General features: G+C 65.9%; 11 protein-coding genes. 8 read left to right on the top strand and 3 right to left on the bottom strand.

Going from position 1 to position 13,007, the window contains the following annotated elements; translation table 11 throughout:
- Positions 1 to 2: 2 nt before the first annotated feature.
- On the bottom strand, positions 3 to 383 hold the full coding sequence (locus FG486_RS04150) for a C-glycoside deglycosidase beta subunit domain-containing protein (RefSeq protein ID WP_181266537.1): 381 nt from the start codon (positions 381 to 383) through the stop codon (positions 3 to 5).
- A gap of 135 nt (positions 384 to 518) precedes the next feature.
- Between FG486_RS04150 and FG486_RS04155 the strand changes: the two genes are divergently transcribed.
- Positions 519 to 2,135, top strand: a complete 1,617-nt coding sequence (locus FG486_RS04155; protein ID WP_181266538.1) for a GMC family oxidoreductase — start codon at positions 519 to 521, stop codon at positions 2,133 to 2,135.
- 27 nt (positions 2,136 to 2,162) lie between these two features.
- On the opposite strand, the gene FG486_RS04160 is transcribed toward FG486_RS04155, so the two are convergent.
- Together FG486_RS04160 and FG486_RS04165 are read right to left on the bottom strand one after the other, a co-directional pair.
- Complete coding sequence (locus tag FG486_RS04160; protein ID WP_181266539.1) at positions 2,163 to 3,554, bottom strand: sugar porter family MFS transporter; 1,392 nt, start codon at positions 3,552 to 3,554, stop codon at positions 2,163 to 2,165.
- Between the two features lie 62 nt (positions 3,555 to 3,616).
- On the bottom strand, positions 3,617 to 4,693 hold the full coding sequence (locus FG486_RS04165) for a LacI family DNA-binding transcriptional regulator (protein WP_181266540.1): 1,077 nt from the start codon (positions 4,691 to 4,693) through the stop codon (positions 3,617 to 3,619).
- Positions 4,694 to 4,830: 137 nt separating this feature from the next.
- Between FG486_RS04165 and xylB the strand changes: the two genes are divergently transcribed.
- From xylB to FG486_RS04200, 7 genes are all read left to right on the top strand, one after another.
- A complete protein-coding gene (gene xylB / locus FG486_RS04170) occupies positions 4,831 to 6,270 on the top strand; it encodes a xylulokinase (protein ID WP_181266541.1) in 1,440 nt (479 codons plus the stop codon).
- Positions 6,271 to 6,282: 12 nt separating this feature from the next.
- Positions 6,283 to 7,596, top strand: coding sequence for a xylose isomerase (gene xylA, locus FG486_RS04175; RefSeq protein ID WP_181266542.1), 1,314 nt, complete (start codon positions 6,283 to 6,285; stop codon positions 7,594 to 7,596).
- Between the two features lie 71 nt (positions 7,597 to 7,667).
- Entirely contained in the window at positions 7,668 to 8,300 is a 633-nt protein-coding gene (locus FG486_RS04180) for a flavodoxin family protein (protein WP_181266543.1), read from the top strand.
- Positions 8,301 to 8,749: 449 nt separating this feature from the next.
- Positions 8,750 to 9,976 (top strand): acetyl-CoA acetyltransferase, encoded by a 1,227-nt coding sequence (locus FG486_RS04185; RefSeq protein ID WP_181266544.1) that lies wholly within the window; start codon positions 8,750 to 8,752, stop codon positions 9,974 to 9,976.
- A complete protein-coding gene (locus FG486_RS04190; RefSeq protein WP_181266545.1) occupies positions 9,973 to 10,404 on the top strand; it encodes a nuclear transport factor 2 family protein in 432 nt (143 codons plus the stop codon). Before FG486_RS04185 ends, FG486_RS04190 begins: the two co-directional genes overlap by 4 nt.
- A complete protein-coding gene (locus FG486_RS04195) occupies positions 10,401 to 12,179 on the top strand; it encodes an AMP-binding protein (RefSeq protein ID WP_241695575.1) in 1,779 nt (592 codons plus the stop codon). The genes FG486_RS04190 and FG486_RS04195 overlap by 4 nt, the downstream gene beginning before the upstream one ends.
- 37 nt (positions 12,180 to 12,216) lie before the next feature.
- Positions 12,217 to 13,005, top strand: coding sequence for a DUF1295 domain-containing protein (locus FG486_RS04200; RefSeq protein ID WP_181266546.1), 789 nt, complete (start codon positions 12,217 to 12,219; stop codon positions 13,003 to 13,005).
- Positions 13,006 to 13,007 lie beyond the last annotated feature (2 nt).

The following is a 13,007-nucleotide window of genomic DNA, read 5'->3' on the forward strand; positions in this document are numbered from 1 at the left end:
CTTCAGGCGACGCGCAGCGTCTGCGTCTGGGTGTTGGCGCGCTTCATTCCGGGGATGTAGGGCGGGCTAATGAACATGCTCAGTGCCACCTCATGCTCGGTGCCGGGCGCGATGCCCTGATCGGGGATGTGCAGGAAGGCGCTGTCGCGCACGAACCAGAAGGCATTGGTCTGCTCGCCCAGTTCCTTGAGCGGCCATACCGAACCGTCGAACTCGACCTTGGCATCGGAGAGGTCCACTGGCGCACCGTCGATGTGCACCGAATCGATCTCGACAATGGAAAACGGCAGCGACCTGTACCACGGCAGGCGCATGGCCAGGCGCAGCCCTTCGGGCGTCGCACTCAGCCCCTCTTCTCCGATGATACGTTCAACCGGAAGCATCACTCTCTCCTCGCTTAATTAGAATGATGTTTCTAATTGTCGCTTGACAGCGGGTCAAGGCTGGTGTTGAAAAAATCAGAACAACAGTTCTAGATTTTGCGCTCGTTTTCAGCAGCGCTGCCAGGGGAGAGGGGCTTGGCCCGGTTCGACTATATCATCGTGGGCGCTGGCTCGTCGGGTTGCGTGCTCGCCAACCGGCTCAGCGCCGATCCGCGTCATCAGGTGCTCCTGATCGAGGATGGCGGGCGCAACGACCATCCGTTCATCCTGATGGCGGGCGGCTTCGTCAAGATCATGGGCAATCCCGCCTATTTCCGCGCCTATCCGGTCGCGCAGCAGCCGGGGCGGCGGCAGGAAATGCACGCCTATGGCCGGGGCCTGGGTGGCTCCTCGGCGATCAACGGCACCTGGTATCTGCCCGGCATGCCCGGCGATTATGACGGCTGGGCGGCGATGGGCCTGACCGGCTGGGGCTGGGACGAGATGGCGCGCTGCATCCGCACGGTCGAGAATTATCGCGCTCCTGGCGCGCATCCGGGCCGCGGCCATGACGGCGAGCAGCAGATCACCCCTTCGGACTACAAGGGTCCGGTATTCGACGCGCTGGCCGGTGCCTTTGCGCAAGGCGGCATGCCCTGGGTGGATGACATCACCACGCCCTGCATCACCGGTGCGGGCCGATCGCAATATACCGTCGACCGCGCCGGCCAGCGCCAGTCGACCTATGAGGCGTTTGTCGAACCGATCCGCCACCGCCCCAACCTCACCGTGATCCACCCGGTCGCGGTCAAGCGGCTGACCATCGCCGAGGGGCGCGTCACCGGCGTCGTGACCGAGCGCGAGGGCGTGGAAGAGACGCACCAGGCGGGAGAGGTCATCGTCAGCGCGGGCGTCTATGGCTCGCCGCAACTGCTCCAGCTGTCAGGGATCGGCCCCGGCGCGGAATTGCAGCGGCTGGGCATTGCGGTCGCGCACGAACTGGCGGCGGTGGGCCAGAATTTCGCCGACCACCAGAAGATGGGCGTGTCGTTCGACCTGCACAACAATCCCGGCAACAACCGCGAGTTCCTCGGCTGGCGGCTTTATCGCAACGCGATCCGCTATTTCCTCACCCGCACCGGCCCGCTGGCGCGCGTCGGCATGCCGATCACCGGGCTGATCTCGACCGAAGGGCTCGACGACTGGCCCGAGTTCCAGGTCGCCGCCGCACCCTTTGCGATGCGCACGATCAACGAGATGGCCGAGCGCCCGGGCAGCCCGCTCACCGACCGGCCCGGCCTCACCTTCTCGGGCTACCACCTGCGTCCGAAGAGCCGCGGCACGGTCACGCTCACCTCGCCCAGCCATCGCGACGCGCCGGTGGTCGACCCGAACATGTGGTCCGATCCCTATGACCAGCACAAGGCGCTCGAGCTGTTCCACTTGTTCCGCAGGCTTGCCAGCATGCCTGCACTCGCGCCCTATATCGGCGATGAGCGCATGCCCGGCGCCGCGATCCAGGACGAGGACGCGCTGATCCCCGAGGTGCGCAAGATGACCGAATGCGGCCTGCACGGCACCGGCACCTGCTCGATGGGCACCGACGCGGCCAATTCGGTCGTCGATGCGCGCTGCCGCGTACACGGCCTGCAAGGTCTGCGCGTGGTCGATTGCTCGATCATGCCGACCCCGGTCTCGGGCAACACCAATGGCCCGGCGATCGCACTGGCCCAGCGCGCGTCCGAACTGATCCTGGAAGACGCACGCGGATAAGTGCCATGGGGCAGCGTCCGCTGCCCCCTATCCTGGCATCTGCTCCAGCTCGAGACCCTTGGTTTCGCGAACCGTTGCAGCAACGAAGACCAGCGACACCAGCGCGCACGCGGCATAGGCACCATAGGTAGCTGGCAAGCCAACGCTATGCGCCAGCCATGGAAAGCTGGAGCTTACCGCGAAATTGGCAAGCCATTGGGCCGCACCTGCGACCGCCAGCGCCGAACCGCGGATCTGATTGGGAAACATTTCCCCCAGCATCACCCACATGACCGGCCCCCAGCTGAGGTTGAAAAAGGCAACATAGACATTGGCTGAAACCAGTGCGGTCAGCCCCACGCCCGCCGGCAGCACGACATTGCCGCCTTCCATGTGCGCCTGGGCAAAGCACCAGGCAAGAATACCGAGCGTGGCTGCCATTCCCCCCGATCCGACGAGCAGTAACGGCCGCCTTCCAATCCTATCAACAAGTCCGATGGAGACAAGGCAGGCCAAGATCGACACAGCGCCCGTAAGGATATTGATCTTCAGCGCATCGGCTTCGCTGAAACCGACCGCCTGCCACAGCACGGCACCGTAATAGAAGACCACGTTGATCCCGACGAGCTGCTGGAACACGGCCAGACCTATGCCGACCCAGATGATCGGCCGCCATCCGCCACCAGGCTGCTTGAGATCATCGAGGCTGGGGGTATGATCCATGTCGAGCGAGCCCGCGATTTCATCCACCTTGGCCCGCGCCTCGGCTGCGCCGAAGAGCTTGGTCAGCACCGCTTCGGCTTCTTCCAGCCGGCGTCGTGCCACCAGATAGCGGGGACTTTCCGGGATGAAGGCCAGGCTGACGAGGAACAGCAGGCCCGGTGCGGCCTGCACCCAGAACATCCAGCGCCACGCAGCATGGCCGCCAATGAGATCGAGCGACGAACCGGCCGCCGCGGCCAGTGCATAGTTGCACAGGAACGCTCCGGTCAGGCCGGAGATGATCATGACTTGCTGGATGCTGGCCAATCGCCCGCGCACCGGCGCAGGCGTCACTTCGCTGATATAGGCTGGCGACAGGACGCTGGCCGCGCCAACCGCTCCCCCGGCAAGGAATCGCGCGAGTGCAAGCACCGGAGCGGACCATGCCATTCCCGACAGCAAGGCCGTAAGGACAAAGAGGATCGCGGCGATCATCATGACCCGCCGCCGCCCCCACAGGTCGGCAAATCTGCCTGCCAGGAAAGCACCCAGTGCGCAGCCGGGAAGCAAGGCGCTGACGGTCAGGCCAAGTTCCGTATCGCTCAGACCAAAAGCGGCGCGAAGGCCATCCTGCGTGCCGTTGATTGCGCCCGAATCATAGCCGAACATGAACCCGCCTATCGTGGCCACAGCCACGATAAGGAGGACCGATGATCGTGCGCGTTGATGGGTTTCCATGCCCCGCTTCCCCTTCCCACATTGTCTTTGTGAGCGCTACCATGATGCCCGGGAGGGGGAAGTCAAGTCACATGGCGGGTGGTCGATGCCCGCACCACGATCTCGTGCCCCAGCCGCAGGTCTGGTAGGTCGTGGGAAGCGAATTCCGCAGGGCTTGCAAGATAACGCACGAGAAGGATCGTGGCCTCGCGCGCCATGTTCGAAACCGGCTGCCGGACGGTGGTGAGTTCAGGCCAGACGGCGCGGGCCATGGCGGTATCATCGAAGCCGCAAATCGACAATGCGCGCGGCACTTCGAGCCCGAGGCGATGGGCGGTAGCCATTGCGCCTGCCGCCATGTCGTCATTGCTGGCGAAGATAGCGCTGGGAGGATTTGCGGATGCCAGCAGCGCCTGAGCGGCCTCCATGCCCGAGCGGAACGTATAGTCGCCCGTCGCGATCATCGCCGGATCGGCTGCGAGGTTGGCCTGCTGCAGGGCACGGCAAAACCCGGCCCGCCGCCGTGCACTCATCGGAAAGCGGTCCGATCCGGCAATGAACCCGATCCGGCGGTGACCGAGCGCCAGCAGATGGCTTGTCATGTCCCTTGCGGCTGCTTCGTCATCCATGCCAACACTCAGCGCACCAGCCATGGCCTGAGTAGCGGCAATTCGAGCCACGGCCAGATGACCCGCTGCAAGTCCGTCGACCAGCGTCGAGTCGTCGCAAAGCGGCGCGGGCAGAAGGACGCCCTCGACCCGATGGCGCTGCAGCCGGGCGACGAGATCGGTCACCTCTTCGTCGGCACGAAACGACTCGAGCAACAGGACCGCATCGCACTCGCCCGCCTGCTCCAAACAGCCAAGCAGCAATTCGCTGAGAAAGGCTGCGCTGGGATTTTCGTAAACCAGCGCAAGGCGATGCTGCCTCGCCCCGGCCAACGAGCGCGCCGCCTGATTCGGTACATAGCCCAGATCGCGGATAGCTTGTTCGACCTTGTCACGGCTGGCTTGAGTGATCCGTGCACTGTCATTGACGACGCGCGATACGGTCATAGGCGAGACGCCCGCCAGCCGCGCGACATCGGCAAGCGTGGGGCCTGGCCCGCCCCGCCGCCTTGCGCGCCTGCCCCTTGGTTCTTCCTGGATGCCGTTGTTCATGCTGCATGCCTAGGGCGGTTGGCGCGTGGCGACAAGGCGCAGCGGCGTGCATCCGGCCTGCCGGACGTGAGGCGAAATGACCGCTTGTCTTTCATCTTGTGGTAGCGCTATCATGAAGATCGGAGAGGATAAACAACGTGTTTCTTGGCATCGACATCGGCACTTCAGGGGTCAAGGCGGTATTGCTGGGCGCGAAGGGTCATGTCATCGCCCAGGCCAGCTCTGCCCTCACCGTGCAGCGCCCGCACCCGCTCTGGTCCGAACAAGACCCGGCGGCCTGGTGGAATGCCACCCAGGCGGCAGTGCTCGCGCTGCCCGCCGACCTGCGCGCGCGGGTGGAGGCGGTGGGCCTTGCAGGCCAGATGCACGGCGCGACTCTGCTGGGCGCGGACGATCGCCCGCTGCGCCCCGCGATCCTGTGGAACGATGGCCGCAGCCATGCCGAATGTGCGGCGCTGGAAGCCGCCGTTCCCGATCTGCGCGCCATTGCGGGCAATATCGCAATGCCCGGCTTCACCGCACCCAAGCTCGCCTGGGTGCGCGCACACGAGCCGGACATCTTCGCCGCGACGCGCAGCGTGCTGCTGCCCAAGGACTATGTCCGGTTGCTGATGACCGGCGAAAAAATCAGCGACATGTCCGACAGCGCGGGCACGCTCTGGCTCGATGTGGCGAAACGCGACTGGTCGGATGAGCTGCTTGGCGCGACTGGGCTCGACCGATCGCACATGCCCAGCCTGGTCGAGGGCAGCGAAATTGGCGGAAAGCTCCGGCCCGATGTCGCCGCGCGCTGGGGCATGGCGAGCGTGCCGGTGGCAGGCGGCGCGGGCGACAATGCCGCAGGCGCGGTCGGCGTCGGAGTAGTGCGCGATGGCGATGCGCTACTCTCGCTCGGCACCTCGGGCGTGATCTTCGTCGCCACCGATCGCCTGCGCGCCAATCCCGGCGGCGCGGTCCATGCCTTCTGCCACTGCCTGCCGGGCCTGTGGCACCAGATGAGCGTGCACCTGTCCGCCGCTGTCTGCCTCGACTGGGCGGCGGCGATGATGCACCTCACCGTGCCCGATCTGCTCGCCGCAGCAGAAGCGGAAGGCGCAGACCAGGGCAACGAGCTGTTCCTGCCCTACCTTTCGGGCGAGCGCACCCCGCACAACGACCCGCATGTGCGCGGCGCGTTCCTGGGCCTTGGTCACGACAGCAGCCCGGGGCGCATGGCGGCGGCGGTGCTGGAGGGCGTCGCCTTCGCGCATGCCGATGGCCTGGCCGCGCTTCAGGCCGCCGGAACGCGGATCGAGAGCCTGTCGGTGATCGGCGGCGGCGCGCGATCAGCCTGGTGGGGCCGTATCATTGCATCTGCGCTCGATGTCCGTCTCGATTATCTCGACGGCGGCGAGGTCGGCCCGGCCCTGGGCGCGGCGCGGCTGGCGCAGATTGCCGCGACCGGGGCCGATCCTGCCAGCATCTGCACCCGCCCACCGGTGCGCGAGAGCATCGCGCCCGATCCCGAGCTTGCCGAGCGGCTGGCGCCCAAGCTGGCCCGGTTCCGCGCCGCCTATTCCGCCATAAGAACGATCTGAGAGGAAATCCCCATGTCCGCCGAATATTTCGCCGCCTTCGATACCGTCCGTTACGAGGGACCCGATAGCGCCAATGACCTCGCCTATCGCTGGTACGACAAGGACCGGGTGGTGATGGGCAAAAGGATGGAGGACCATCTGCGCTTCGCCGTGTGCATGTGGCACACCTTCTGCTGGCCGGGCAGCGACGTGTTCGGCGCGGGCACCTTCAACCGCCCCTGGCTGCAAGGGCCGATGGATGCGACAAACGCCGCCGCCAAGCGCGAGGCAGCGCTCGCCTTTGTCGAGAAGCTCGACCTGCCCTTCTACTGCTTCCACGATGTCGACGTGATGGCCGATGCCGAGAATATCGGCGATTTCCGCAGCAGCTTTGCCGAGGCCGTCGATCATCTCGAGGCGTTGCAGGCGCAGCATGGTCGCAAGCTGCTCTGGGGCACCGCCAACCTGTTCAGCCACCCGCGCTACATGGCGGGCGCGGCGACCAACCCCGACCCGGAAGTCTATGCCTGGGCAGCATCCCAAGTGCGCGATGCGCTCGAGGCGACGCATCGGCTGGGCGGCGCGAACTACGTGCTCTGGGGCGGGCGCGAGGGCTATGATTCGATCCTCAACACCGAGATCGGCACCGAGCAGGAGAATTTCGGCCGGTTCCTCAGCCTCGTGGTCGATCACAAGCACCGCATCGGCTTTACCGGCACGATCCTGATCGAACCCAAGCCGCACGAGCCGACCAAGCACCAATATGATTTCGACACGCAGACCGTCTATGCGTTCCTCAAGCGCTTCGGGCTGGAGAACGAGGTCAAGGTCAATATCGAGGCCAACCACGCCACCCTGTCCGGCCATACCTTCGAGCACGAAATCGCCATGGCGCGCGCGCTCGGCATCCTGGGCTCGATCGACGCCAATCGCGGCGACCCGCAAAATGGCTGGGATACCGACCAGTTCCCCAATTCGGTCGAGGAACTGACGCTGGCGATGCTCGAGGTGCTACGCGCCGGCGGCCTGGGCAATGGCGGCTTCAATTTCGACGCCAAGGTGCGCCGCCAGTCGATCGACGCGGCGGACCTGTTCCACGGCCATATCGGCGGGGTCGATACCATCGCCCGCTCGCTGCTACGCGCCGCCGCGATCATCGAGGACGGGCGGCTCGAGGCCTTCCGTGCCGAGCGCTATGCCGGATGGCAGGGCGAGCTGGGCCAGATGATCCATGCCGAGGGCACCACGCTGGCCGCCATTGCCGACCGTGCCGTCAGCGCCAACAGCGCGCCCGAGCCGAAATCGGGCCGACAGGAATATTGCGAAAATCTGGTCAACCGCTTCTGACTTGAACGGGCGCAACCTCATGCGGGCCGGTTCGTAAGCCCCTCGAACCCCCGCATAAGGATGAAGCCCCCATGACCCTCAAAGCCGTCGCGATCAACTGTACCCTCAAGCGCTCGGGCAAGGAGAGCTCGTCGACCGATGCGATGATCGAGCTGATCGCGTCGCAGCTCTCCAAGCATGAGGTCGAGCTGACCGAGACGATCCGCATCGCCGATTACAACGTGCTGCCCGGCGTCAGCTCGGACGAGGGCGAAGGCGACGAATGGCCCGATCTTCGCAAGCGGATCCTCGCCGCCGACATCCTGATCTTCGGCACGCCGATCTGGATGGGCCAGATGTCGAGCATCGCCAAGCGCGTGCTCGAACGCATGGACGCGTTTCTGGACGAGACCGACGAGACGGGCCGGATGCCGAGCTTCTCCAAGCTCGCGGTCGCGGCGATTGTCGGCAACGAGGACGGCGCGCACCGCATCTCTGCCGATCTGTTCCAGGCGCTGAACGATGTCGGCTTCACCATCCCCGCCGGGGCCGCCTGCTACTGGGTGGGCGAGGCGATGGGCAGCACGGATTTCCAGGACCTCGACGAGACCCCGGAAGCGACGTTCGAAACCGCGCGCATGCTCGCCGCCAACACAGCGCATCTGGCCGGACTGCTCAAGACCAAGCCCTATCCGGGCGACGAGGAGCATGACGACGAGAGCTGATTGGCGAGAAGGGAACGGCCAAATCGCGCACTGCGACTAACGTCCCCGGAACTGTTCCTCTCGAAGCGACTGTTCGATGTCGCTCATGCCGAGTTGGCGGTAGAAACACTGCCGCCTCTCTGCTGGCGTCCTGCGGGCTAAGCGATAGGCTGGCTCTGCCTGCAAGGCTGCCAGGCCTTTGGGCAAGCGCTGGCGGATGACCTTAACCTCGCAGGCCCGGCCAGCTTCGGTTATCTTGCGCCATTCGCCGTCGAGGGAGCGCCGCTGCACGCCAGCGTCGCTCGTCATGAGCAATAGGGCAATGGCGGACAGGCCAGATAGCATAGCTGCAAGCATAATCGACTGGAGGGCGGCGGCAAGCACCGATCAGCGTGGCGGGAATTACCACGTCCCCAGTTGCGCGATGGGTTAAGCTTGTATAAGCATACCATCAAAGCAGGAGAGGCGTGATGGTTTATGTGCTGGGCGGATACCAGAGCGATTTTGCGCGCAACTGGGCGCGCGAGGGGCTTTCGATAGGCGACGGGTTCGTCGAGACGGTCCGCCAGGGACTCGATGCGGCGCGGCTCGATGCCGACGAGATCGAGAGCGGCCATGTCGGCAATTTCGTTGGTGACCTGTTTGCCGGGCAAGGCCTGCTCGGCGGGTTTTTCGCCTATGTCGACCCGGCGCTCGACGGCCTGCCCACCTCGCGCCACGAAGCGGCCTGCGCCTCGGGCAGCGTGTCGGTGCTCGCCGCCGCGGCCGAGATCGAGGCGGGGCGCTATGACCTTGCCTGCGTGGTCGGCATCGAGATGATGCGCAACGTGCCCGGGCAGAAGGCGGCCGAAAATCTGGGCGCAGCCGCCTATCAGGGCCGCGAGTTCGCCGATGCGCAGTTCCTCTGGCCGCGCGCCTTTTCCGACCTGGCCGAGGAATATGATGCGCTGTACGGCCTCAACTATGATCATCTCGGCCGCATTGCCGAGATCAATTTCGCCAATGGCCGTCGCAACCCCGCCGCGCAGACGCGGCAATGGCAGTTCGGCCCCAAGAGCTTTACCGAGGATGACGAGGCCAATCCGGTCGTCGAGGGCCGCACGCGCAAGAACGACTGCGGCCAGGTGACCGATGGCGCGGCCGTCGTCTTCCTCGCCTCCGAAAAGCGCGCCCGCGAATATGCGGCAAAGCGCGGCATCCCGATGGAGTCGCTGTCGCGCATCGCCGGCTGGGGGCACCGGTCGGCGGCGCTTGGCTATCGCGACAAGCGCCGGATGGCGGGCGACAGCGCTTACGTCTTCCCCCAGGTCAAGCGCGCGATCGACGATGCCCGTGCCCGCGCAGGCGTGTCGGGAGTGGAGGCGATCGATGCGGTCGAGACGCACGATTGCTTCGCGATGACCGAATATATGGCGATCGACCATCTCGGCCTCACCGCGCCGGGCGAGGCGTGGAAGGCGGTCGAAGCGGGCGATATCGAGATCGGCGGCAGGCTGCCGATCAATCCTTCGGGCGGGCTGATCGGGCTCGGCCATCCGGTGGGCGCGACGGGCGTGCGCATGCTGCTCGATGCGCACCGCCAAGTCACCGGCCAGGCGGCGGACAATCAGGTCGAGGGCGCGCGCCGCGTGCAGACGCTCAATATCGGCGGATCGACGACCACCACGGTCAGCTTCATCGTGGAGCAGGCAGCATGAGCGACACCCGTTTCCAGCAGTTCAAGAAACTGATCGCCGCCTGGACGCGCAAGGATGCCGAGGCCGTGCTTGGCATGCTGCACGACGATGTCGTCTGGCATTATGCCGCCGCGATCGCCCCGCCCGCACGCGGCAAGGCCGAGGCGCGCGCCTTCATCGAACGCTTCGGATCGACGATTGCCGAGGTCAACTGGCGCATCTTCGCGCATGCCGAGACCGCCGACCGGCTGTTCGTCGAGGGCGTCGACGAATATGTGACGACCGACGGCGTCCGCGTCGCCGCGCCCTATGCGGGGATCATCGAATACCAGGGCGACAAGATCATCGGCTGGCGCGATTATCTCGATCGCGCCACGGTCGATGCTATCAAGGCGGGCAAGCCTTATTCGGCCCAGGTCAAGGAACTGATTGACCGGCCGGCGGCATGACCATGACGATGCTGGCCGACGCGCCCTTTCGCGAGGCGGAGTTCATGCCCGTGGACCTCGATGTCGAACGGCGCGCCGATGGCACGATCATCCTGAAAAGCCGCGTACCCTTGCGCGCGTTCGACGCCAACATCCCGCGCGCCTTTGCCGAGCGCGCGGCGCTCAAGGGCGATGCCCCGGCGATCGGCTGGCGCGGGGCGGACGGGCCATGGGCCTTTCGCAGCTACACGCAGATCAAGCGCGACATGGATGGCGCGACGCGCTGGCTCGCCGAGAATTTCCCGCGCGGCACGCGGCTGCTGATCATCGCCGAGAACAGCCTTCCGGTCGCGGTGATGACCTTTGCCGCCTGGGCGGCAGGCATGATCATCGTGCCGGTGAGCATCGCCTATGGGCTGGCGGGCGGCGATCATGCGCGGCTGCGCCATGTCGTCGCGCGGACACAGCCGGAGGTGATCCTCGCCGAACCGCACGCCGCCATCGCCGCCGCGCTCGCTGCCGTCGCGCCGGGCGCGCGCATCGTCAGCAGCGATCCTGCGCCCTTCGCCGGTGCCATTTCCTATGCCGATGTCATCGCGACCGATCCTGGCACGGTTGCCGATGCGGCCGTCGCCGCCGTCAATCCCGATGCCCCGGCGATCTACATGCTGACCTCGGGCTCGACCGGCCTGCCCAAGATCGTGCCGCACAGCCTGACCGCGCTCGCCGCGTGCGGGGCGCAGGGGCTGGACATGATCGGCAAGGCCGCAGGCTGGGACGATGTGATGCTCGACTGGCTGCCCTGGCACCATGCCGCCGGTGCCTCGGTGATGCGCACCTGCCTGCTCGAGGGCGGCACGCTGCACATCGACGCGGGCAAGCCGCTGCCCGGCCTGTTCGACCAGACCATCGCCAACCTGCGCGAGATTTCGGTCGCCTATTTCAATAACGTCCCCACCGGCTATGCGATGCTGGTCGAGGCGATGGAGCACGATGCCGAGCTGCGCGCGCGCTTCTTCGCCAAGATGCGGCTGATGCTCTATGGCGGCGCAGGCCTACCCCAGCCGGTGTACGACCGACTGCAGGAACTGGCGATCGCCGAGACCGGCCACCGCATCCACATGACCACCGGCTATGGCATGACCGAGACGGTCTCAGGCTGCATGGCGATCCATTTCCCCGCAACGCGCGTCGGCATCGGTCTGCCCGCGCCGGGCCTGTCATTGAAGCTGGTGCCGTGCGACGGGCGCTACGAGGTGCGGCTCGCCGGGCCCAATGTGATGAAGGGCTATCTTGACGAGCCCGAGAAGACCGCCGCTGCGTTCGACGACGAGGGCTTCTACCGCACCGGCGATGTCGCGGTGTTCCATGACGAGAGTGACTACGGCCAGGGCCTCGCCTTTGCCGGGCGGCTGGCCGAGGAGTTCAAGCTCGCCAATGGCAACTGGGTTTATGGCGGCGCCGTGCGCGAGAAGTTGCTCAAGGCCTGTGACGGGCTGATCGCCGATCTGGTGCTGGCCGATGACGGCAGGCCGTATCTTGCGATGCTCGCCTGGCCGAAGCCCGGTGCGACGCTCGAAGCGGTGGCCGAGGCGGTGCGCGGCTATAATCGCGAGGCGCGCGGCGGCGCGGTGATCCGCCGGGTCGCGCTGTACGATACCCCGCCCAACCCGGCGGCACACGAGCTGTCGGACAAGGGCACGATCAACCGCCGCGCGGTGCTCGACGGACGGCGCGAGTGGGTGGAGCGCGCCTTTGCCGATCCGCCGGACGAAGGTGTCGCGATCACCGGCTAGGGCGCTGGAATACAATACATAATCGGGAGAAAACGGGATGCTGACGATTCTAGCGATCAATGCGGCTGTGCTCAGCGCATGCTTTGTCGCGCTCTGGCTGATCTGTCTGGGGACGCGCGATGTCACCCCGGTGGACAGCTTCTGGGCCTGGGGGATGCTGGTGATGGCAGCGTCGACCTATGTACAGGCCGAGGGCGATCCCACGCGGATGCTGATGCTGCTGGCGATCTGCGGCCTGTGGGCGGCGCGGCTGGGGACATTCATGCTCTGGCGCTGGCGCAGCCATGGGCCGGACCGGCGCTATTCGGCGCTGCTTGGCAAGGCGCAGCAGCACAAGGGCTGGAGCTTCGCGCGCGCCTCGGGCCAGCTGGTGTTCGCGACGCAAGCACCGCTGCTGTTCGTCGTCTGCCTGCCGGTGCAGCTGGGCCAGATCGATGCCGCGCCGCCGGTCGGCACCCTGGGTTATATCGGCGCGGGAATCGCGCTGTTTGGCATCGCGTTCGAGACCATCGGCGATGCGCAACTGGTCGCGTTCAAGGCAAAGCCCGAAAATCAGGGCAAGCTGATGACCAGCGGCCTGTGGCGCTATACCCGCCACCCCAATTATTTCGGCGATGCCACCACCTGGTGGGGCCTGTGGCTGATCGCGGCCGAGACCGCGACGGGTCTGGCCGCGATTATCGGCCCGATGCTGCTCACTTGGACGCTGATGAAATGGTCGGGCGCGCCAACGGTCGAAAAGCGCCTGGCCAAGACGCGCGAGGGCTATGCCGAATATGTCGCGCGCACCTCGGGCTTCATCCCGATGCCGCCCAAGCGCGGCTGATC

This window comes from Blastomonas ursincola (assembly GCF_013607875.1).
Classification (GTDB): Bacteria; Pseudomonadota; Alphaproteobacteria; order Sphingomonadales; family Sphingomonadaceae; genus Blastomonas; species Blastomonas ursincola.